The 22,322-nt window shown below is 60.4% G+C and carries 22 protein-coding genes; 4 read left to right on the top strand and 18 right to left on the bottom strand.

Translation table 11 applies throughout. The features are described 5' to 3' along the window. Nucleotides 1-92: 92 nt before the first annotated feature. A complete protein-coding gene (locus KW846_RS05065) occupies nt 93-2,237 on the bottom strand; it encodes a 3-hydroxyacyl-CoA dehydrogenase NAD-binding domain-containing protein (protein ID WP_218481521.1) in 2,145 nt (714 codons plus the stop codon). A 24-nt stretch (nt 2,238-2,261) separates the two neighbouring features. Beyond that, nucleotides 2,262-3,467, bottom strand: a complete 1,206-nt coding sequence (locus tag KW846_RS05070; RefSeq protein ID WP_218481522.1) for an acetyl-CoA C-acetyltransferase — start codon at nt 3,465-3,467, stop codon at nt 2,262-2,264. A 625-nt stretch (nt 3,468-4,092) separates the two neighbouring features. Here KW846_RS05070 and KW846_RS05075 point away from each other — a divergent pair. Beyond that, nucleotides 4,093-4,893, top strand: a complete 801-nt coding sequence (locus tag KW846_RS05075; RefSeq protein WP_218481676.1) for a cytochrome c — start codon at nt 4,093-4,095, stop codon at nt 4,891-4,893. Nucleotides 4,894-4,998: 105 nt separating this feature from the next. Here KW846_RS05075 and KW846_RS05080 read toward each other — a convergent pair whose 3' ends face one another. From KW846_RS05080 to KW846_RS05125, 10 genes are all read right to left on the bottom strand, one after another. Then, nucleotides 4,999-5,808: a transglutaminase family protein gene (locus tag KW846_RS05080; RefSeq protein ID WP_102702381.1), complete on the bottom strand. Its 810-nt coding sequence runs from the start codon at nt 5,806-5,808 to the stop codon at nt 4,999-5,001. Then, nucleotides 5,805-6,755: an alpha-E domain-containing protein gene (locus KW846_RS05085; protein ID WP_007971901.1), complete on the bottom strand. Its 951-nt coding sequence runs from the start codon at nt 6,753-6,755 to the stop codon at nt 5,805-5,807. Before KW846_RS05085 ends, KW846_RS05080 begins: the two co-directional genes overlap by 4 nt. 12 nt (nt 6,756-6,767) lie before the next feature. Beyond that, a complete protein-coding gene (locus KW846_RS05090) occupies nt 6,768-8,177 on the bottom strand; it encodes a circularly permuted type 2 ATP-grasp protein (protein ID WP_218481523.1) in 1,410 nt (469 codons plus the stop codon). 414 nt (nt 8,178-8,591) lie between these two features. Beyond that, complete coding sequence (locus KW846_RS05095) at nt 8,592-8,936, bottom strand: ribonuclease E inhibitor RraB (protein WP_007971898.1); 345 nt, start codon at nt 8,934-8,936, stop codon at nt 8,592-8,594. Nucleotides 8,937-9,146: 210 nt separating this feature from the next. Then, a complete protein-coding gene (locus KW846_RS05100; protein WP_218481524.1) occupies nt 9,147-9,380 on the bottom strand; it encodes a hypothetical protein in 234 nt (77 codons plus the stop codon). A 165-nt stretch (nt 9,381-9,545) separates the two neighbouring features. Beyond that, nucleotides 9,546-10,421: a polyamine aminopropyltransferase gene (speE, locus tag KW846_RS05105; RefSeq protein ID WP_116582383.1), complete on the bottom strand. Its 876-nt coding sequence runs from the start codon at nt 10,419-10,421 to the stop codon at nt 9,546-9,548. A gap of 237 nt (nt 10,422-10,658) precedes the next feature. Further along, on the bottom strand, nt 10,659-10,850 hold the full coding sequence (locus KW846_RS05110) for a PLD nuclease N-terminal domain-containing protein (protein ID WP_218481525.1): 192 nt from the start codon (nt 10,848-10,850) through the stop codon (nt 10,659-10,661). Nucleotides 10,851-10,933: 83 nt separating this feature from the next. Beyond that, entirely contained in the window at nt 10,934-11,464 is a 531-nt protein-coding gene (locus KW846_RS05115) for a hypothetical protein (RefSeq protein ID WP_218475157.1), read from the bottom strand. A 249-nt stretch (nt 11,465-11,713) separates the two neighbouring features. After that, the gene (locus tag KW846_RS05120; RefSeq protein ID WP_218481526.1) at nt 11,714-12,232 is read right to left on the bottom strand and encodes an ankyrin repeat domain-containing protein; all 519 of its coding nucleotides are present in this window, start codon (nt 12,230-12,232) and stop codon (nt 11,714-11,716) included. Between the two features lie 97 nt (nt 12,233-12,329). Beyond that, nucleotides 12,330-14,168: a long-chain-acyl-CoA synthetase gene (locus tag KW846_RS05125; RefSeq protein ID WP_218481527.1), complete on the bottom strand. Its 1,839-nt coding sequence runs from the start codon at nt 14,166-14,168 to the stop codon at nt 12,330-12,332. Between the two features lie 353 nt (nt 14,169-14,521). Between KW846_RS05125 and KW846_RS05130 the strand changes: the two genes are divergently transcribed. Beyond that, nucleotides 14,522-14,800, top strand: coding sequence for a DUF3509 domain-containing protein (locus KW846_RS05130; RefSeq protein WP_033047898.1), 279 nt, complete (start codon nt 14,522-14,524; stop codon nt 14,798-14,800). A 115-nt stretch (nt 14,801-14,915) separates the two neighbouring features. Here the strand turns inward: KW846_RS05130 and mtnC are convergent, their stop codons facing one another. Genes mtnC through aroC form a run of 5 tightly spaced genes read right to left on the bottom strand, consistent with a single transcriptional unit; the run spans nt 14,916 to nt 19,065 of the window. After that, the gene (mtnC, locus tag KW846_RS05135) at nt 14,916-15,599 is read right to left on the bottom strand and encodes an acireductone synthase (protein WP_218481528.1); all 684 of its coding nucleotides are present in this window, start codon (nt 15,597-15,599) and stop codon (nt 14,916-14,918) included. 4 nt (nt 15,600-15,603) lie between these two features. Then, on the bottom strand, nt 15,604-16,149 hold the full coding sequence (locus tag KW846_RS05140) for an acireductone dioxygenase (RefSeq protein WP_104449805.1): 546 nt from the start codon (nt 16,147-16,149) through the stop codon (nt 15,604-15,606). 20 nt (nt 16,150-16,169) lie between these two features. Then, nucleotides 16,170-16,796: a methylthioribulose 1-phosphate dehydratase gene (locus tag KW846_RS05145; protein WP_095964025.1), complete on the bottom strand. Its 627-nt coding sequence runs from the start codon at nt 16,794-16,796 to the stop codon at nt 16,170-16,172. After that, a complete protein-coding gene (locus KW846_RS05150) occupies nt 16,793-17,944 on the bottom strand; it encodes an MFS transporter (protein ID WP_116582375.1) in 1,152 nt (383 codons plus the stop codon). The genes KW846_RS05145 and KW846_RS05150 overlap by 4 nt, the downstream gene beginning before the upstream one ends. 29 nt (nt 17,945-17,973) lie before the next feature. Then, nucleotides 17,974-19,065 carry a chorismate synthase gene (aroC, locus tag KW846_RS05155; protein ID WP_085716874.1) on the bottom strand — a complete coding sequence of 364 codons (1,092 nt, stop codon included), beginning with the start codon at nt 19,063-19,065 and terminating at the stop codon, nt 17,974-17,976. Nucleotides 19,066-19,148: 83 nt separating this feature from the next. Here aroC and KW846_RS05160 point away from each other — a divergent pair, with 83 nt between their 5' ends. Then, the gene (locus tag KW846_RS05160) at nt 19,149-20,147 is read left to right on the top strand and encodes an alpha/beta hydrolase (protein ID WP_218481529.1); all 999 of its coding nucleotides are present in this window, start codon (nt 19,149-19,151) and stop codon (nt 20,145-20,147) included. 155 nt (nt 20,148-20,302) lie between these two features. Beyond that, nucleotides 20,303-21,094, top strand: coding sequence for a hypothetical protein (locus tag KW846_RS05165; RefSeq protein ID WP_218481530.1), 792 nt, complete (start codon nt 20,303-20,305; stop codon nt 21,092-21,094). A gap of 83 nt (nt 21,095-21,177) precedes the next feature. On the opposite strand, the gene prmB is transcribed toward KW846_RS05165, so the two are convergent. Further along, nucleotides 21,178-22,086, bottom strand: coding sequence for a 50S ribosomal protein L3 N(5)-glutamine methyltransferase (prmB, locus tag KW846_RS05170; RefSeq protein WP_007974906.1), 909 nt, complete (start codon nt 22,084-22,086; stop codon nt 21,178-21,180). Nucleotides 22,087-22,322: the final 236 nt, after the last annotated feature.

The raw sequence follows: 22,322 nt of genomic DNA on the forward strand, positions 1-22,322 counted from the left end.
AAATACCTGACACGTGATGGGAATAATGCACACCCCAGAGCCTGCCTCGAAACACTGTGACAAGGCAAGCCCCGAAATGTGTCATCGCGCCCTTAGAAGGCCTCCCCTTTCGCCGCTTTTTCCAGGAGCAGTGCAGGCGGCGCGAACCGTTCGCCATATTGCTTGGCCAGGTACTGGGCGCGGGCGACAAAGTCCTGTACGCCGTACTGGTTGATGAACTGCAGTGCACCGCCGGTCCAGGCGGCGAAACCGATGCCGAAGATCGAGCCGACGTTGGCGTCCGCCGTCGAGGTCAACACGCCCTCCTCTACACAACGCACGGTTTCGATGGCTTGCACGAACAGCAGGCGATCACGCACATCCACTGGTGAAATCTGCCCGTCGGCTTTCTCGAAGCGCTTTTTCAACTCAGGCCACAGGCGTTTCTGGCCGCCCAGCGGATACTCGTAGAAACCGCCACCGGCCGCCTTGCCCGGACGCTTGAACTCATTGAGCAGCAAGTCGATGACGGCAAACGCAGGATGTTCTGTCAGCGGCTTGCCTTCTGCTTGCAGGTCCTTGGCCGTTTGCAGGCGGATATGGTTCATCAGGCTGAGGGAAACTTCGTCAGAGATCGCCAGCGGTCCTACAGGCATGCCGGCCTTGCGTGCTTCAGTCTCGATCATCGCCGCGTTCACACCTTCGCCCAGCATGGCAATGCCTTCGTTGGTGAAGGTGCCGAACACCCGCGACGTGAAGAAACCGCGGCTGTCGTTGACCACAATCGGGGTTTTCCTGATTTGCAGGACGTAATCGAATCCGCGGGCCAGGGTTTCGTCGCTGGTGTTGGCACCCTTGATGATTTCCACCAGCGGCATTTTTTCCACGGGGCTGAAAAAATGCAGGCCGATGAACTTGCTCTGGTCGGGCACGGCGCACGCCAGGCCGCTGATCGGCAAGGTCGAGGTGTTGGACGCGATTACCGCGTCCGCGCCGACGACCTTCTGCGCGGCCAACGAGACTTTGGCCTTGAGGTCACGATCCTCGAACACCGCCTCGATGATCAGGTCGCAACCGGCCAGGTCAGCATCGTTTTCGCTGGTTTGGATGCGCACCAGCACCGCGTCACGTTGCTCGATGCTCATTTGTCCGCGAGCGACTTTCTTGTCCAGCAGCGCTGCCGAATGCGCCTTGCCCTTCTCGGCTGCGGCAAGGTTGATGTCCTTGAGTACCACATCGATACCCGCGGACGCGCTGACAAACGCGATACCGGCGCCCATCATCCCGGCGCCGAGCACGCCGACCCTGCGGGTGACATAAGGCGCAAAACCTTGAGGCCGCGAGCCGCCGGCGTTGATTTCGTTGAGCTGGAACCAGAATGTACCGATCAGGTTTTTCGAGACCTGGCCGGTGGTCAGCTCGGTGAAGTAGCGGGTTTCGATCAGGTGCGCGGTGTCGAAATCCACCTGCGCGCCCTCGACCGCTGCGCAGAGGATTTTCTCCGGCGCGGGCATCGTGCCCTGGGTTTTGCTGCGCAGGATAGACGGGGCAATCGCCAGCATCTGCGCGACTTTCGGATTCGACGGTGTGCCACCCGGAATCTGATAGCCCTTCACATCCCAGCGTTGTACCGCCACCGGGTTGGCCAGAACCCACGCCCGCGCCTTGGCCAGCAGATCTTCGCGGTCGGTCGCCAACGCGTCGATCAAGCCTGCCTGCAATGCCTGTTGCGGCCGCACCTTCTTGCCTTCCAGCAGGTACGGCAGGGCTTTTTCGATCCCGAGCATGCGTACCATGCGCACCACGCCACCACCACCCGGCAGCAGGCCGAGGGTGACTTCCGGCAGGCCGAGTTGCACCGCAGGATTATCCAGCGCCACCCGGTGATGGCAGGCCAGGCAGATCTCCCAGCCGCCGCCGAGTGCCGCGCCGTTGATCGCTGCAACCACCGGTTTGCCGAGGGTTTCCAGGGTGCGCAACTGCCCCTTGAGGGTCAGCACCATGTCGTAGAAGGCTTTGGCTTCGGGCTTGCCGACCTTGATCAATTCATTGAGGTCGCCGCCGGCAAAGAAGGTTTTCTTGGCTGACGTGATGATCACACCGGCGATGTTGTCCTTGTCGCCCACCAGGCGCGCGACGCAGTCGGCCATGGCCTCGCGGTACACCGCGTTCATGGTGTTGGCGCTCTGGCCCGGCAGGTCGATGGTCAGGACGACAATGCGGTCCTGGTCTTTTTCGTAACGAATGGCTTCGCTCATAACGGGATTCCTTGAAGTCCGGGCTCAGAGGCGTTCGATGATGGTGGCAATGCCCATGCCGCCGCCGACACACAGGGTCGCCAGGCCATAACGCAGGCGTCGGGCTTCCAGTTCATCCAGCAGTGTGCCGAGGATGGCGCAACCGGTGGCGCCCAGCGGGTGGCCCATGGCGATGGAACCGCCGTTGACATTGACCTTGTCCGGGTCGACCGCCATGTCCTTGATGAATTTCAACACCACCGAAGCGAACGCCTCGTTGACCTCGAACAGGTCGATGTCTTCGACCCGCAGCCCGGCCTTGGCCAACGCCTTGCGGGTCGCCGGCGCGGGGCCGGTGAGCATGATGGTCGGGTCGGTACTGGTGACCGCCGTGGCGACAATCCGCGCCCGGGGCTGCAGCCCCAGCTCCCGGCCCTTGGCTTCGGAGCCGATAAGCATCAGCGCCGCGCCATCGACAATCCCGGAGCTGTTGCCGGGGGTGTGAACATGATTGATCCGTTCGACATGGCTGTAGACCCGCAGCGCGGTGGCATCGAACCCCATCTGCCCCATCATCTCGAAACTCGGCTTGAGCTTGCCCAGGCCTTCCAGGGTCGATTCAGCGCGGATGAACTCATCATGATCGAGCAGGATGATGCCGTTCTGGTCCTGCACCGGCACCAGCGACTTGTTGAACGAACCGTCGGCCCGCGCCCGCGCTGCCTTCTGCTGGGAATGCAGGGCGTAGGCATCGACGTCGTGACGGCTGAAGCCTTCAAGGGTGGCGATCAGGTCGGCACCGACCCCTTGCGGAGTGAAATGGCTGTGCAGGTTGGTCGCCGGGTCCAGCGCCCAGGCGCCGCCATCGCTGCCCATCGGCACCCGTGACATCGACTCGACACCACCGACCACCACCAGATCCTCGAAACCGGAACGCACTTTCATTGCGCCGAGGTTGACCGCCTCCAGCCCCGAAGCGCAGAAACGGTTGATTTGTACCCCCGCCACACTGACATCCCAATCGGCCACCTGGGCGGCGGTCTTGGCGATGTCAGAACCTTGATCGCCAATCGGTGTCACGCAGCCGAGCACCACGTCATCGACCTGGCTGGTGTCCAGCGCCGTGCGCTGCTGCAGCGCGCTGAGCAAACCGGCCACCAGGTTCACCGGTTTGACACTGTGCAAGGCGCCGTCGGCCTTGCCTTTGCCACGGGGTGTGCGTAATGCGTCGAAAATCAATGCTTGGGTCATGACGTCCTCGAACCGCAGTGCAGGAGAGTAAAGGCAGAGCGCCCACTCTTGGCCCGAGCCACGTTTGATTCAATGACCGCAGCGCTCACAGATGTTGACGCACACGCTCAGACGGACGGTCGTGAACGAGCGGATTAACCGATTCAGGACACCAAGCTGTCTAGCCAAAGGGCGGCAAAGAAGCTGGCAATAGGCCTCATGCCTTTTTTAAAGCAAATCGCAACCTCACCATATGAAATGGATCTAAACCAAGCGCAGCGCGGGCTCTAAGGTGAACTTGTACGAAGTTGTCGTCGGGTTTTGCCGAGGCGCTCGTCACTACAGGAAGTGCAACGCGCTGCCATCATGGAGCTATGCAGGCAGGCATCAGGAAATAACAATAAAGGCGGTCAAGCCATGTTCAAACAATCGAAAGTACGTCAAGCCGGGCTCATCCTTTTTGCCACCACGCTGTTGTTGATACTGCCGAACCTGACCAAGGTCATCGGCTAGTCGCGTCCAAGAGATACGGCGTCACAGTTTTTGAATTGCCACTATCAAAATGTGACTGGCCCGCTACCCGGGCCAGCGTGGCTGTGCCACCCTTCATGGCACTTCCACGACAAGGACGGCAATCACTTTGAAAATGCTCATTCTGCTCGGGGCCCTGCTGTTCGGCTCGCCCCTTTATGCCGCACAGCTGAATCTGGAGCTGGGCGCGAACAGTCGCACCTGGCAGACGGAGGAATTGCTCAAGCATCCCCAGGTGCAAACCCTCAACATCAGCAACGACGTTTCCTACAAACGGGACATGAGCTACCGCGCCGTGCCTCTGTCCGCCCTGCTGACCGGCATCAAGCCTGACGACCACCTGCAAGCCGTGGCCCTGGATGGCTTTGCCGCCGAGATGGCCGCCGCGCCGTTGCTCAATACCCAAGGGGCACGGGCCTGGCTGGCAATTGAAGACCCGGCCAAACCGTGGCCGGCGCTAGCGGAAGGCAAGCCGGGTGCCGGGCCGTTCTACCTGGTCTGGACCGATCCGCAGGCCGGCAACATCAGCCCCGAGCAATGGCCGTTCCAGGTCGCGAGCATCAAGCGCCTGGCGCCCGTGGCCGAGCGCTTCCCTGCCCTGCTGCCCGATCCGTCCTTGAAGGCCGATGATCCGGTGAACCAGGGTTTTGCGTTGTTCCAGAAGAACTGCCTGGCGTGCCATCGACTCAATGGCGCCGGGGATGCGCAGTTCGGGCCGGACCTGAATATTCCATACGGCCCGACCGAGTACTTCGGCGCGGACTTCCTCAAGCGCTACATTCGCGATCCACAGAGTTTGCGCCAATGGCCGCAGGCGAAGATGCCCGGGTTCTCGGCCGAGGTGTTGCCGGATGGGGATCTGGGGATGCTGGTGGGGTATTTGCAGCATATGGTCGGGCGCAAAATCAAGCCCTGAGTCTTGTGCTGCATGGACCGGCGTCTTCGCGAGCAAGCCCGCTCCCACATTGGAATGCGTTCCCCCTGTGGGAGCGGGCTTGCTCGCGAAGCGGTATCCCCGATTCTACTGTTGTTGCACTGAAATCACCGGCGCTGGCGTCGGTGAGACCAGCACCTTCGCGTGCATCTGCTCACACCCGCCGCCCCGGCGCATGCCGCGTACCGGGCAGGCATCCAGGTAATCCAGGCCCACCGCCAGTTTCAGGTGACGTTCCGGCCGGGCCAGTTCGTTGGTCACGTCGAAGCTGTACCAGGCGTCATCCAGCCAGGCTTCGGCCCAGGCGTGGCTGGCCAGGTGTTCGCTGCTTTCGCTGTACAGATAGCCCGACACATAACGTGCAGGAATGCCCAGGCTGCGGGTGCAGGCAAGAAACGCATGAGTATGGTCCTGACACACGCCGGAGCGTCCGGCAAAGGCCTGGGCCGCGCTGGTGTCCACTTCCGTGGAACCCGGCGTGTAGGTCATATGTTGGTTGAGGCCATGCATCAGATCGATCAACGCCGTGCGATCGCGACGCTGCTTGCATTCCTTCTCGGCGAACGCGCGCAGGGCGGCATCGGCTTCAGTCAAACGGGTGAAACGCAGAAACGGCAATGCCGACTGGCTTTCGTGTTCGGCCTCACGCCATTCATCGATATCGACCTGGCCGCGGGCACCGATGATGATCGCCTCGTGGGGCTCGTCCATGGTCAGTACATGCAGGATGTTGCCGAACGGATCGAGTTGCGCCCGCACCGGACGCGGCAGGTCGAGCTGCCAACTGAGCACGTGCTGGCGCTCGCTGTCGTGGGGCGTCAGCCGCAGGTACTGGATGCTCGCCCGCACCTTGTCTTCGTAGTGATAGGTGGTCTCGTGGCTAATGGAAAGTCTCATGCGGCCTCCAGATAAGAACTGTGAATCGCGTTACCCAACTGGCGCACCAGCGGGATGAACTCGGTCAGCCAGGCGTGCAGGCCTTCTTCGAGAATTTCATGGATGCCGGTGTAGCGCAGGCGCGCGTCCATTTCTGCCGCCAGGCGCTGCGCCGGACGACCGTTGGCCCCCGGCAATTGCGCGAGGATCTGGTCGATTTCTTCGGTGCAGGCGCGCAGAGAACGCGGTACGTCGGCGCGCAGCAACAGCAATTCGGCAACATGGCGGGCGCCAGGGGCGTCACGGTAGATTTCCGTGTAGGCCTCGAACGATGACAACGCCCGCAACAACGCGCTCCACTGGTAATACGCGTGAGCGGTGCCATCGCTGACCGCTTCGGCCTGGTCGCCGGCCATTTCGTAGCGGGCATCGAGCAGGCGCAAGGTGTTGTCCGCCCGTTCGATGAAGGTCCCCAGACGAATGAAGCGAAACGCATCGTTACGCATGATGGTGCCGTAAGACGCGCCCCGGAACAGGTGGGAACGTTCCTTGATCCACTCGCAGAAACGGCTCATGCCGTAGCGACTGAGGCCCTGTTCGGCGATGCCGCGAATCTCCAGCCAGGTGGCGTTGATGTTTTCCCACATGTCGGCGGTGATGCGCCCGCGCACCGCATGGGCGCTGGCCCGTGCGGCGCCGAGGCAGCTGTAGATGCTCGCCGGGTTGGCCGCATCCAGGGCGAAAAAATGCAGCAACCGTTCGGCATGCAGTTCGCCATGGCGCTCCAGGTAATCGTCCAGGGTGCCGGTGATCAACAGCGGCATGGCCAATTCGTGCAAACCGTCGCCACGGCCGTCTTGCGGCATCAGCGACAGCGAATAACTGATGTCGAGCATCCGGGCGAGGTTTTCCGCCCGCTCCAGGTAACGCGACATCCAATACAGATCCGAGGCAGTTCTACTTAACATGGCAGGCTTCCTTTAATCCTCGACCACCCAGGTGTCCTTGGTTCCACCACCCTGGGAGGAGTTGACCACCAGGGAACCTTCGCGCAGGGCGACACGGGTCAAGCCGCCGGGCACCACCCGGGTCTCACGACCCGACAGGACAAACGGCCGCAAGTCGATGTGGCGTGGCGCAATACCGTTTTCGACAAAGGTCGGACAGGTCGACAGCGACAGCGTGGGTTGTGCGATATAGGCATGGGGCTTGGCGATGATCCGCGCACGGAAGGCTTCGATTTCCGCCGCCGTCGCCGCCGGCCCCACCAGCATTCCGTAACCGCCGGAGCCCTGGGTTTCCTTGACCACCAGTTCTGGAAGATTGGCCAGCACGTGGGAAAGTTCAGACGGATTACGGCACTGCCAGGTCGGCACGTTCTTCAGGATCGGCTCTTCATCAAGGTAGAAACGGATCATGTCGGTCACGAACGGATACACCGATTTGTCGTCCGCCACCCCCGTGCCGATGGCATTGGCCAACACCACGTTGCCGGAACGGTAGGACGACAGCAGCCCCGGTACGCCGAGCATCGACTCCGGGTTGAAGGCCAGCGGATCGAGGAAGGCGTCGTCGAGACGACGATAAATCACGTCGACCGCTTTCGGCCCGTCGGTGGTGCGCATGAAGACCTTGTCGTCTCGCACGAACAGGTCCGCACCTTCCACCAGTTCCACACCCATTTCCCGCGCCAGAAACGCATGCTCGAAGAACGCGCTGTTGAAGCGGCCGGGGGTCAGCACGACCACGCTGGGGTTATCGATGGGGCTTGAGCTTTTCAGGGTATCGAGCAACAGGTTCGGGTAGTGGTCGATGGGGGCGATGCGTTGCGCCGCGAACAGTTCGGGGAACAGGCGCATCATCATCTTGCGGTCTTCGAGCATGTAGCTGACGCCGCTCGGTGTGCGCAGATTGTCTTCGAGCACGTAGTAGGTGCCGTCACCGTCACGCACCAGGTCGACGCCGGAGATGTGCGAGTAGATATCGCGGTGCAGGTCCAGCCCCTGCATCGCCAACTGGTACTGCTCGTTGGCCAGCACCTGCTCGGCCGGAATGATGCCGGCCTTGATGATGCGTTGCTCGTGATACAGGTCGGCGAGGAACATGTTCAACGCCTTGACCCGCTGGATGCACCCGCGCTCGACGACCCGCCATTCACTGACGGGGATGCTGCGGGGGATGGTGTCGAAGGGGATCAGGCGCTCTGTGCCCTGCTCGTCCCCGTAGAGCGTGAAGGTAATCCCGGCGCGATGAAACAGCAGATCGGCCTCGCGTCGCCGTTGTGCCAGAAGCTCGTCAGGCGTCTCGGCCAGCCAACGGGCAAACTCCCGATAATGCGGGCGGACCTGGCCGCCGGCATCGTACATCTCATCAAAATAGGTGCGGATCATGCCGTACTCCTTGTCACTCGGACGTCCAGACCTTCGCAAGGCCCGTGCCAGCGGCATAAACGCTTTGATATCAATCAGTTGGATAATCAATGCGCAAGTACCGCACCATTCCTGTGCGGCAAATGCTCCAATCTGATCGCCCCCGCTTCATTGCAAGGCGTGGCTATCGCCTATCACCAGCATAGCTAGAGTTGATTTCACTGCCCGGTAACGGGTGCGGATAATCCAGGCATTCGCTGAAAAGCACACCGAACTTCCCTTTTAGCCGCCTGCTCAGGCGGCTTTTTTTTGCCTTGTTGATATGTTGAGAATCAAAATCAAAAGATCGCAGCCTTCGGCAGCTCCTACAGGCCATAAATGAAAACGGCCAACCCGAAGGTCAGCCGTCAATGCCGGTTGTCACTGTTCATAAGCCTATGCGAGTCGCCCTCGTACCTCCTGTTTCACACCCCAGCCTTCGATGATGCCGCCCAACGGCTCGACTACCGCTTCGAAACCCTGTTCGAAGTCGCCGATATCGTCGTAGGTGGCATACATGACTTTGCACAACTCCAGCGCCCAGGCGCCGTCGTCGCGCACACTGACTTGCGCATCCAGGGATTCACCACGGTGGAAATGACCTGCCGCCCTGCGTGCCCGCTCCTCATCCGGAAAAATGGCGTAGAACTCGATGGGATGAAACCGCGAAAAGTCAAAACCGCCTTCTTTCATGCGGCGCAACACGCTGCTGCTGATGTCTTCTTGATAGGCTGTGCTCATGAAACGTCCTCCTCAAAACGATGGATAGACTTTCCGTACTCCCTCACCCGCAACCGAACAGCGCGAGCGACGGCAACCGATGTGCCGGCGGGAAACAAGCATGGAGCTGACAAGACCAGACCTTAGCGATTCATTCGCTGATCTCGCTTGCAGAGTAGCCTCAAGATAGAGCCTCTGCCAAGGCCTGGATGTGAATGCGACAGGTGTGGTTCAGATTGGAGTAATGCCGAGGATTTCAATGCTGTTCTGGGACTTGAGCTCTTTGACGTTCGCATCGGCGGTCCGCCCCTCCAGATCGTTCAGATCCAGTTCGGCAGCGACAGGAAGAAGCCGTTCCTTGATAAGCTTGGCAGCACGCTCGTTGTCCGGGCACTCATCGCACTCAAAGACCTCGTTAACGGTTTCGCCATGATCATCCACGAAAGTGATTTTCCACTTTTGCATTGATGCCTCCTCGATAAAACCCATGGATGGGCTTACACATATCTGGACTTTGACACCGGGTGATCGTTCAAACGTATTGCGTAGGAGCTGCCGCAGGCTGCGATCTTTTAAAAAGCCAGATCAAAAGATCGCAGCCTGCGGCAGCTCCTACACAGGGGTAGTGCTTTAGTCGTTGCTTGGCTTGTTCACGGCCTGCAACACGTATTGCGGCAGGGCGAACGCGCCGATGTGGATTTCTGGATTGTAGTAGCGAGTGACGATGCCGCTGCCCGTGAAACGCTGTTGCAGGGTTTCGCGAGACAACTTGCGATAAGCGGTATCGGTCGCGCCCCAGGCGAAGGTCATCGAGCCGCCGATGTAGGTCGGCACAGCGGCCTGGTAGAAGTGCCAGTCCGGGAACAGGCTGCGCAGGCGACCGGCGGTCGTCTTCACTTCTTCGATCTGCATGAACGGCGTGCCGTTCTGGGTCACCAGGATGCCGCCTTCGTTCAGGCAGCGGTGGCAAGCCTGGTAAAAGTTTTCCGAGAACAGCACTTCGCCCGGCCCGATCGGGTCAGTGGAGTCGGAAATGATCACGTCGAACTTTTCAGTGGTGGTGGCGACGAAACGCATGCCGTCGTCGATCACCAGGTTCAGGCGTGGATCATCGAATGCACCCTTGGAGTGATTCGGCAGGAATTCCTTGCACATGTCGACCACGGTGCCGTCGATCTCGACCATGGTGATGTGCTCGACACTGCGGTGCTTGGCCACTTCACGCAACATGCCGCCGTCGCCGCCGCCGATGATCAGCACGCGCTTGGCGCTGCCATGGGCGAGGATCGGCACGTGGGTCAGCATTTCGTGATAGATGAATTCGTCGGCTTCGGTGGTCTGGATCACACCGTCCAGCGCCATCACGCGGCCCATGCGCGGGTTCTCGAAGATCACCAGGTGCTGGTGTTCGGTGCGCACTTCGTGCAGCAGTTTTTCCATGCGAAAACGCTGGCCGTAGCCTTCGTAGAGGGTTTCCAGGTAGTCGCTGGTCGGGGTGTTGCTCATGGGAAGTGCTCCGATGAATGCGGGTGGCAACGGACGGTTACCCGCCCATGATGGCCATTCGTTCGTCTCGAATGACCGGGAAAGGCGCGCATTCTACGTCGCGGAACATGACAGGTCGAATGTGGGAGCGGGCTTGCTCGCGAAGGCGGAGTGTCAGTCACCATCAATGTTGACTGATTCACCGCTTTCGCGAGCAAGCCCGCTCCCACAGGGTCGGTGTTGTTTGTGGGAAATCCGTCAGAATTTGACGTTACCCCGCGGCCCGGCGATGGCCCAGATGATCAACCCCAGCACCGGCAACAGTGCGATCAACAGTACCCAGAGGACTTTCATCCCGGTCTCGGCGCTGCTTTTGAAGACGTTGATGATGGCCCAGATGTCCAGGACAAAAATGATCAAGGCAACCAGGCTGTTGAACGTGGAACCCATGGTGACGCTCCTGAAGAGTGATTTGCCCTCTTAGGATAGACGGTCGTCGCGAGGGTTCCCTTTGATTTGACAGTATTTGGCTATCAGACGTGGATCGCCACTTTCAGGGCTTCCAGGGCGGGCGCGGCTGCGATGCCCGCTTCGGCGCACAATTCCAGCACGCGGGGCACGTCATTGCCGTACACCAGCACCACCTGCAATTCGTCATCGAGCAACTGGCTGAAGTTCATCAGCGTGTAGCCCCCGTTTTCCTTGTTCAGGCTGCTCATTTGCACCTGGATGCGGTTGAGCGCGGTCAAGGCTTCGGTCTTGGCCAGTTGCTTGGGCTTGAGATTGAATTCCACACCTGGGCCGAACGAGGCGACGATCTGCGCGAACAGGTCCATGTAGGTGTCAGCCTGGAACAGCACCGTTTCCGGCAGGCTGCCGACCACCACCCATTCACCCAACGGGATCGGGAAGGTCTCGTCGTAGTTGATGTCCGGATTGGCGCTCAGAAAAGCCTGCGGATCGGCGTAGGCCTGGGCCGCTTCGTCTGCGACCTTGAGGATTTCGTCTTCGCCCATGCACCCGGAGCTGATTTTGCTGATGAGTTCGACGAGTGCGGCTTTCATGGGGGCAGATCCTGTAGCGAGGGGGATTTTGAGGGCGCGAAGGATACCGCATTAATGAGGGAAATGCGGGCCTGTGGTGAGGCATTCCCTGTGGCGAGGGGGCTTGCCCCCGTTCGGCTGCGAAGCAGTCGCAAGTCCATTCAGCGCGGTCTGCCTGACAAATCACATTGTCTGAATTTGGGGCCGCTTCGCAGCCCAACGGGGGCAAGCCCCCTCGCCACAAAAGCGCCCTCGCCACAGGATATGGTGTCAGCCCGAGAGTTTTTCCAGTTGCGCCACAGTATCGGCAGCCCCCATGGTCCTGGCAGCCTCCAGCGCAGTGATGCCATTGGCGTCCTTGGCCTGCGGGTCGGCCCCCTTGCTGATCAGGTAGTCGACCACTTCGACGCGGTTGAACATCGCCGCCATCATCAGCGCCGTGCGGCCATCGAAGGACGAGCCTTCAACCTGCGCGCCGCCCTCGACCAGGGCCTTGATCACCGCCAGGTCGCCCTTGAAGGCGGCGCCGGCAATCGGGCTCTGGCCGTTGTCGTTGCGGATCTCCGGGTCGGCCTTGTGCTCCAGCAGGACTTTTACCGTGTCCACATGACCGTGGTACGCGGCCAGCATCAACAAGGTATCGCCCTTGTGGTTACGCAGGTTCGGCGGCAAACCCTTGGTCAGTAGCGCGGCCATCATCGCCGCATCGCCCTCCCGTGCCTTGTTGAATACCTGTTCGGCAAATTCGGCGGCTTCTTCGGGGGTCATCTGGCGGCTTTTGTCTGACATTGGGCACTCCCTTTTCTGTCATTCGTAAAAGCCGACAGTTTCCCGAGCGGTCCTGGCACTGTCACTTGTTTTTTCTCATGGGCCGCCATAGGCAGATTCAATAGCGGTACTTGCCGCCGTGAATATCGGACAACAATTGCTCCGTGACCTGCACGTAAGTCTGGGTTCCCGGCAGCCAGGCATAGATCGGATCATCACCGGTCCTACCTGGGTCGAAGGCTTCGTCCTTGAGCCGGGTTTTCTGATACTTGAAAGTCCCGGTGGTTTCCATTTTCACTTTCACCCGCAGGAACAACGGCACCGCATAGGCCGGCATTTGCTCGCGGGCAAAGGCCAGCAGTTCGCTGAAGTCCAGGGTGGCCAGGGATTCGGCGGGGGTGATCGCCGCCATCCCGGCCCGGCCATTGGTGTTGCGGATTTCCACGCCGTAGGCCACGGCTTCGGAAATATGCGGGTGTTGCAGGAGGATGTTCTCGACCTCCGTGGTCGACACGTTTTCGCCCTTCCAGCGGTAGGTGTCGCCCAGGCGGTCGACAAACTGCGCATGACCAAAGCCGATGTTGCGCAACAGGTCGCCGGTGTTGAAGTAGCGGTCACCCTTTTCGAACACGTCCTCAAGCACGACCTTGGCGGTTTTCTGCGGATCGGTGTAGCCGTCCAGCGGAGCCTTGTCGTCGATTTTTGCCAGCAACAGCCCTTGCTCGCCCTTGGCGACCTTGCGCATCAAACCGTTGGCGTCACGAATCGGCGCCCCGCTGTCGTGGTCGTACGCGACCAGTTCCCAGGACATCAGGGAAAACCCGATGGTGTTGTCGAAATTGAGAATATTGGTGAACCCGATATTGCCGTCGCTGGCGGCATAGAGTTCGCAAATGTGATTCACCGCAAAGCGGGTCTTGAACTCGTTCCAGGCGCCGGGACGCAGGCCGTTGCCGATCATCTTCTTCACATCGTGCCGGCTGTCGTTGGCGCTCGGTGGTTGATCGACCAGGTAGCGGCACAGTTCGCCGACATAACCGATGGTGGTTGCCTGGTATTTGCGAACGTCGCTCCAGAATTGACTGGCGCTGAATTTGCGGCGGATGGCGAACCCGCTGGCACCACTGACGGCCGAGCCCCAGCACACGCAAAGGCCCGTGGCGTGGTACAGCGGCAAGGTGCAATAGACGACATCCTCCGGGCGCATGTCCAACGCGATCATGCCGAAGCTCGCGGAGCTGCGCATCCAGCGGCCATGCTTGAACACTCCGGCCTTGGGCAGCCCCGTGGTACCGGAGGTGTATATATAAAAGCAGGGATCGTCGAAGAAAATCTGCCGGCTGCTGGCCGGGTTGTCGCAGGCGTCGTCGAGGCTGACGGTCATCAGGTTGATGAACCCTTCAGGCGCGATACCCGGTTGGCGAGAGGTGTCCTGATCGGCGACGAACCAGGTTCGGGCAGGCTGGATCGACACCCGATCCCGTATCGCCTGGTACGCCGGGACCAGCTCCTCACCGACAATGATCGCCACCGGCGCCACCAGATTCACACTGTGCACCAGGGTGTCGCGGGTCTGTGAGGTATTGAGCAAGGCACTGATCGCGCCGACCTTGGCCACCGCCAGAATCGTCACCAGCAGTTCCGGGCGGTTCTCGATGAAGACCGCCACCACGTCACCCTTGCCGATACCTTGGCCGATCAGGTGATGAGCGATGCGGTTGGCCCACTGGTTGACCTCGGAGTAACTGAGCGTGATGTCGTCCTGCAGCAGCGCCGGGCCGTCCGGGTTGCGCAATGTGGCTTGCTCGAAACTCCAGCCCAAACCACACGCCTGGGTCGGGTCCTTGACGTTGGCGGCCTTCATGCCCTTGACCACCCGGGGGATGACTTTGGCGATGGAAGGCAGCTTGCGGAGCATCATGCCCCAGGTAATCGTGTCGTTCGACGTGCGGCTCATGATGCTCCCGTTCGGTCTTTTTATTGTCGGGCTGCGATGACTGAGCCCGAAAATACGTCAACGGTTCTTGAGCTGTACACGCGGTTTTTGAAATGTTTTGTATCCGCGATCTTGATCCGCGATCGATAGGTTGCCCGGCGAGAACCCCGACTTGAGCAATGGTTCCATCGAATCGCCGAGCGACCTCGCAAAATGCAGGATGCACGATGGTCAATCATGCAGATTGCACGACTACAAAAATCATCAAAAACAGTAAGTTATTGATTTTTATTGATATTGACCAACTAAAAACACTGGCACAAAGGCTGCAACGGTCTCTCCACGCCATTCAAGTCATCACGGAGCTGAACGACATGAGCCTGATCCAGGAAAAGTTTTCGTCCCTGTTCTCCAACTACACAGTCGCCACCCATCCCCGCCCTGATGGCGGGATCCTGCTGACCCTGAGCGGCGGCGAAGGCAAAGTGTTCAAACGCTCGATTTCCTATCAGCAATTGCACAACGGCGACCAACTGACGTGGGTCATCAGTGCGATTCGCCGCGACCTCGCCGAACAAGCCAGTGAGCTGCCGCAGATTTCCTTGCTGCAAAGCCAGCAACGGTTTGCCTTGCCGACTTATCACTCACTGTAAAAAGTAAAAAAATGTGGGAGCGGGCTTGCTCGCGAAAGCGGGGTGTCATTCAACATTGATGTTAACTGACACTCCGCTTTCGCGAGCAAGCCCGCTCCCACAGGTTTTGTGGCGTTTAGATAATAGCGGGATCGATCCGCGCAAAGCTGTCCACAGTGATATGCCCCACCAGCTCCCCGCCTTCGCGAGCCAGGCCGCAAGTGGCCATTCCTGCCGCGCGCGCCGCGTCGAGCTCTTCGACTATGTCCGACAGAAACAGAATCTGCCCCGCCTCGAGGTTGATCGCCTGGGTGATGTTGACGTAGGACTGCGCCTCGCGCTTGGGGCCCGAAGTCGTATCGAAGTAGCCGCTGAACAGCGGCGTCAGGTCGCCCGCCACCGAACAGCCGAAGATCAACCGCTGGGCCTGGATAGAGCCGGACGAATAAACAAACAGTTGAAAGCCATCCTGATGCCAGCGCTTGAGCGCTTCAACGGCGTCCGGGTACACGTGGCCCTGCAACTGCCCGGCCTGATAGCCCTGCTCCCAGACCATGCCCTGCAACGCTTTCAACGGCGTGGCCTTGCGGTCTTCGGCAATCCAGCCCAACAGGATCTCGACGACCCGTTCGACGTCGGCATCCGGCTCATTGCTCTCGCGGCGTACGGCGGCCAGCTGTTCGGCCACATCAGCGCGCTCGGCCTGCTCTCGAACAAACGCCGGCAGGTGCTTGGCGGCATAGGGAAACAGCACGTCGAACACAAAACTCACCGCGCTGGTGGTGCCTTCGATGTCGGTGAGAATCGCTTTGATCGGCATCGACTCAGTCCTCCAGACGCGGGAATTGGCTGGCGATGTCTTCACCGGTGAAATTGGCCACCCAGCCTTCCGGATTGTTGAACAGGCGGATCGCAATGAAATGCGGGTGTTCGCCCATATCGAACCAGTGTTTGGTTCCGGCTGGCACCGAGATCAGATCGTTTTTCTCGCACAGCACGGCGTAGACGTAATCGTCGATGTGCAGGGTAAACAGACCACGGCCAGCGACGAAAAATCGCACTTCGTCTTCGCCATGGCGGTGTTCGTTGAGGAACTTGGCGCGCAGTTCGGCTTTTTGCGGGTGATCGCTGTTGAGGCTGATCACGTCGACTGTGATGTAACCGCGCTCGGTCATCAGTTGGTCGATTTGCGCTTGATAGGCGGCAATCACTTCTTCCTGGGTGGCACCCGGCTGCAGCCGGGTGGCGGCTTGCCAACGGTCGAAACGCACGCCTTGTTCAGCCAGGGTCGAGGCGATGTCTTCGAAATGGGTCAGCACCTTGTTGGGGATTTCAGGGCTGGAGACGTGATAAACGGACAGGCTGCTCATCAGGGCAACTCCTTAACGGTTCATGCTTTAACGTTCAAGAGCGAGCGCATCTTCAACTCGCACTCGAACAAAAATTCAAAGGCCTCGATCTGCCGCAGGGCATCGCTCATGCGCGCACCCCAGGTGTAGAGGCCATGGCCCCGAATCAGGTAGCCGACGCAATCGGGATGGGCGTCCAGCCAAGGCTGCACCTTGGCGGCCAGGCGCGCAATGTCCTGATCGTTGTCGAAAATCGGCACGCGCACCCGGGACTCGTGGGTCGTCACACCGCTGAAGGCTTTTTGCAGTTCATAGTCTTCGAATTCGATGAAGTCTTGCGGCGTCAGGCGTGACAGCACGGTGGCATTCACCGAATGGGTGTGCAGCACCGCGCCGATCTCGGGCCGCCAGCTGTAAAGCTGAGTGTGCAGCAGGGTTTCGGCGGACGGCTTCTTGCCCGGCTCCAGGCTATTGCCTGACAGGTCGGTGGCCAGCACATCGTCCATGCCCAACTGGCCCTTGTGCTTGCCGGAAACAGTCAGCAAGGCTTCGGTCGGCGACAGACGGGTCGAGTAATTGCTGCTGGTGGCCGGCGACCAACCGCGGCCATAGAGAAAACGCCCGGCGTCGATGATTTCCTGGGCGAGGTGTTCACGGGTAAGGCTCATGGCCTGTCCTCTTGCATACATGTGGCAATGATAACGGCAGCCGCGAGCGCTGCGAGGCTGGCAATACTAAAGGTCAAGGCGGCGCCAAGGGCGTTCCAGCTGTAGCCGGAATACAACGCACCCAATGCACCGCCGGTACCGGCCAGGGCGGCGTACAGTGCCTGGCCCTGCCCTTGCTGGCGTGCGCCGAAACTACGTTGCACGAATGAAATGGCAGCGGCGTGAAAGCTGCCGAATGTCGCCGCGTGCAGCACCTGGGCAAACAACAGCACCCAAAGAAACTCCGCCAGCGAGCCCAGCAACAGCCAGCGCAACGCCGCCAGCAGAAAACTGGCCATCAGTACCCGACGCAATGAGAAGCGCGTGAGGATCCTGCTCATGGCCATGAACATCAAAACTTCGGCCACCACGCCGACCGCCCAGAGCATGCCGATCACACCGCGGCTGTAACCCAGTCGCTCAAGGTGCAGCGTTAAAAATGTGTAATACGGTCCGTGGCTCATCTGCATCAGCGCCACGCATGCATAAAACGCCAATACACCGGGGCTGCGCAGTTGCGTGAGAAATCCCTCCCCCGCCACCCGGTTGCCCGGTGCCGGTTGAGCGTTCGGCACCCACAGGCTGCTGAGCACGATGCCGGCCAGGATCAGCACCAGCGCCGCGGGGTAGATGTCGAGGCTCAGCCATTCGAACAGCCGGCCCAGTGCGACCACGGTGATGATGAAACCGATCGACCCCCACAGGCGAATCTGGCTGTAGCGCGAGGTCTGCCCCTGCAAGTGCGCCAGAGTGATGACTTCGAACTGCGGCAACACCGCGTGCCAGAAGAACGCATGCAAGGCCATGACCATCGCCAGCCAGGCGTAGGTCTTGCTGACAAAAATCAGCGAGAAGGTCAGCAGCGTGCACACCGCGCCGAAGCGCACGATGGCCAGCCGCCGCCCCGTAAAGTCGCCCAGCCAGCCCCAGATGTTCGGCGCCACGCAGCGCATCAGCATCGGGATCGCCACCAGCTCGCCGATGCGCGCGGCGCTGAATCCCAGGTGATCGAAATACAGCGCCAGAAACGGCGCTGTCGAACCGAGCAAGGCGAAATAGAACAGATAGAAACTGGAGAGCCGCCAGTACGGGAGCGCCGCAGTCGCCATCAGACGGCTGCGACCAGCAGGTCAGCCATTTACAGCTGACCCAGCACCGGCGTGCTCACACGCACATCGGCATTCTGCCCACGGTGACGCAACAGATGATCCATCAGCACGATGGCCATCATCGCCTCGGCGATCGGCGTGGCACGGATACCGACGCACGGATCGTGACGGCCCTTGGTGATCACTTCCACCGGGTTGCCATGGATGTCGATGGAACGGCCCGGCGTGGTGATGCTCGACGTCGGCTTCAGCGCCAGGTGCGCAACGATAGGCTGACCGGAGGAAATGCCGCCGAGAATGCCGCCGGCGTTGTTGCTGAGGAAACCTTGCGGGGTCATTTCATCGCGATGCTCGGTGCCGCGCTGGGCGACGCTGGCGAAACCGGCGCCGATTTCCACGCCTTTGACCGCGTTGATGCTCATCAGCGCATGGGCCAGTTCGGCATCGAGACGGTCGAAGATCGGTTCGCCCAGACCTGGCATCACACCTTCGGCCACCACGGTGATTTTCGCGCCGACCGAATCCTGGTCGCGGCGCAACTGGTCCATGTAGGCTTCCAGTTCCGGCACTTTGTCCGGATCCGGGCTGAAGAAAGCGTTCTGCTCGACCGATTCCCAGGTCTTGAACGGGATTTCAATCGGCCCGAGCTGGCTCATGTAGCCGCGAATCACGATGCCCTGGCTGGCCAGGTATTTTTTCGCAATCGCACCGGCCGCGACGCGCATCGCGGTTTCGCGGGCCGAGCTGCGACCGCCACCACGGTAATCGCGCTCACCGTACTTGTGGTGGTAGGTGTAGTCGGCGTGGGCCGGGCGGAACAGGTCCTTGATCGCCGAGTAGTCCTTGGACTTCTGGTCGGTGTTGCGGATCAATAGGCCGATGGCGCACCCCGTGGTGCGGCCTTCGAACACGCCAGAGAGGATTTCGACTTCGTCGGCTTCCTGGCGCTGGGTGGTGTGGCGGCTGGTGCCTGGCTTGCGGCGGTCGAGGTCACGCTGCAGATCCTCCAGGGATATCTCCAGGCCCGGCGGGCAGCCATCGACAATGGCGACCAACGCCGGGCCATGGCTTTCGCCCGCGGTGGTGACAGTGAACAGCTTGCCGTAGGTATTGCCGGACATGCAGGACGCTCCGTGAAATGAACCTGAATACGTAATGCGCGCCAGTATACGCAGGCTACCCAAGTAGTTCATCCTCGAACCTTATGGGTGCCTGTGAGTCCAACCGGCATCTTCTTGATGATGGCGTGATGATGCTGCGAGTTCTAGCCTTGAGCCTTACCCTGATTTCCGGCTTCGCCCAGGCGACAGTCCTGCAACGGCCGATCACGTTGGACACCGGCACCGGCGAGCTTTTCGGCTCTTTGCTGCTGCCCAAGTCCGACAACCCGGTCCCCGTTGTCCTGATCATTTCCGGCTCCGGCCCTACGGATCGCGACGGCAACAACCCTGACGGCGGACGTAACGACAGTCTCAAGCGCCTGGCCTGGGTACTGGCCAAACACAACATCGCCAGTGTGCGTTACGACAAACGCGGTGTTGCAGCAAGCCTGGCCGCGACGCCGGACGAACGCAATCTGACGGTCGACGCGTACGTTTCCGACGCCGAGGCCTGGGGCCAGAAGCTCAAGACGGATCCGCGTTTCGGCAAACTGATCGTACTCGGACACAGCGAAGGCGCCTTGATCGCCAGCCTGGCCGCGCCAACCATCGACGCCGATGCGGTGATTTCCGTCTCGGGCAGCGCGAGACCGGTCGATCAGGTGATCCGCCAGCAACTGGGCAATCGCCTGCCACCGCCGTTGTTGGCGCGCAGTAACCAATTGCTCGACAGCCTCAAGGCCGGGAAACCCGACGACAATGTGCCGCCACCCTTGCAGGCCATTTTCCGTCCGAGCGTGCAGCCGTACCTGATTTCCCTGTTCCGCCAGGACCCGGCTGCAGCGTTCGGCCAGTTGAAGATGCCAGCGCTGATCATCCAGGGCAGCAACGACATCCAGGTCGGCGTCAATGATGCCAGGCTGCTCAAGGCCGCCAAACCGGACGCCGAACTGGCCCTGATCGAGGGCATGAACCACGTCATGCGCATCGTGCCCAACGACGTCAAACGCCAGCTGGCTTCCTACAAGGACCCGCAATTGCCTCTGGCCGCGGAACTGGGCACGCGAATCCTCGGGTTTATCGACGGACTTCGCACCAGTTAACACCTCTGGGGCGTTCTTAACTAGTTTTCGCACCGCGTTGTGAAAACTAGTTGAGAACGCCCCTGGCCCTCCAGTCCTGGGAAAAACGGCCGATAAGCCTTTGTCGCCAACACATTGGTTGGCGACAAGCTGAGCTTGGACAGGATCTCGCCGTTATGACTGACACCCAGACTTCACCCGACACCCCCGCTGAAACACAAGCACCGCCAGCGGTCGAGCTGCCCTGGGCGGACGTCCACGTCGAGCACCACAAGATGCTCCGTCTGGCGCCGCTGCAGACTGACCGCAATACAGGCGGACGCCCATTGCGCTTTGTCGAGTTCGGCTATGCCGAGCGCAACGACAAGGCGCGCAGCCTGATGCGCATGAGCATCACCCTGCCCGCCCAGCGCGTGCGCAAGGAACAGAATCATCTGGATGTGTGGGTCGATCACGCTGAAAAGCGCGTGCATTTCGGACCGGAAAGCGGATTGCAGGTCGAACCGCTGAACCGCGGCATCGGCCGATTCATGATCGCCCAGGGCATCAACTGGGCGAAGAAGCGCTGGCCCACCTACACCGTCGACGGCTTCGACCTGAACAACAAGGAAGCGCTAAACGAAGACACCCGCCAGCGCCGCGATCATTTTTTGCGCGTGCACGGTTTCGACGTGGTGTATGCCGATGCCCAGCATTTGAAAGGCAGTGTCCAAGCAGTCAAGGTCGGCGACCTCGCGGGGGACTGGAACAGCGAAAAACTGCAGGTCGTGGAGATTCTCGAGGCGGCACAGATGCTCCAGCAAGCCGAGCAGAACCTGGCCGAGCAGGAAGTCAAACTCAAGAAACACGAAGAGAAGGTCAGCAAATACAAACGCGAAGACGCCGGGCTGCGTTTCACCATTACGTGCCTGGTGGCGTTTGCGGTGTTTCAGGCGGGGTTGCTGATCTGGATCGCCACGCACCGTTGAATCAAATGATCGCAGCCTGCGGCAGCTCCTACATGGAATACGTATCCCTGTAGGAGCTGCCGCAGGCTGCGATCTTTTGCTTTCTAAACGCGGGAAGCAAACAACGCCTGATGCTCCCGGCACTGCTGCGCGCTCAGCATGAACACACCGTGCCCACCGCGCTCGAACTCCAGCCAGGCGAAGTCGACTTCCGGGTACAACGCCTCGACGTGCACCTGGCTGTTGCCCACTTCGACAATCAGCAAGCCTTTCTCGGTCAGATGATCCGCCGCTTCGGCGAGCATGCGACGCACCAGGTTCAAACCGTCATCGCCGCAGGCCAGGCCCAGTTCCGGTTCGTGCTGGTATTCGTCCGGCATGTCGGCGAAATCTTCCGCATCGACGTAGGGCGGGTTCGACACGATCAGGTCGAAACGTTGTCCCGGCAGGCCCTCGAAACCGTCCCCCTGCACCGTGTACACGCGCTCATCGACGCCGTGGCGCTCGATGTTCTGGTTGGCCACTTCCAACGCTTCGAACGACAGGTCGGCCAGCACCACTTCGGCATGCTGGAACTCGTAGGCGCAGGCGATGCCGATGCAGCCGGACCCGGTGCACAGGTCGAGAATCCGCGCCGGCTCGTTGGCCAGCCACGGGGTAAAACGGTTTTCGATCAGTTCGCCAATCGGCGAACGCGGAATCAGCACGCGCTCATCGACGATGAACGACATGCCGCAGAACCAGGCCTCGCCCAGCAGGTAGGCCGTTGGCACGCGCTCTTCGATGCGGCGCTTGAGCAACAGCTGCAGGTGAACCACTTCGTCTTCTTCCAGATTGCAGTCGAGGTAGCTGTCGGCGATTTCCCACGGCAGGTGCAGCGCGCCCAGCACCAGTTGACGGGCTTCGTCCCAGGCGTTGTCGGTGCCATGGCCGAAAAACAGATCCTCCCCATGAAAGCGGCTGACGGCCCAACGGATATGGTCACGCAGGGTGCGAAGGCGGGAAGTGATCACGACGGCAAACTCCAGAAAAATCGACGGGCGATTCTACCAGTCAAACGGCGCCACGACGACGCAGGAAAACGACCGACCCAAATGTAGGAGTTATCCGTTTTTTCGCCAGGCTATTGAACAAAACGTGACTATTGACAAGGCTAGAGGCCAGCAACCACGGCACCTACGATCGTAGCGATTCACATAACCGCTCAGCCAGAGGACAATGGCGCAAAAGCCCCACTCCAAGGAGCCCC

Source organism: Pseudomonas sp. PDM32 (assembly GCF_019219225.1).
Lineage (GTDB): Bacteria > Pseudomonadota > Gammaproteobacteria > Pseudomonadales > Pseudomonadaceae > Aquipseudomonas > Aquipseudomonas laurylsulfatiphila.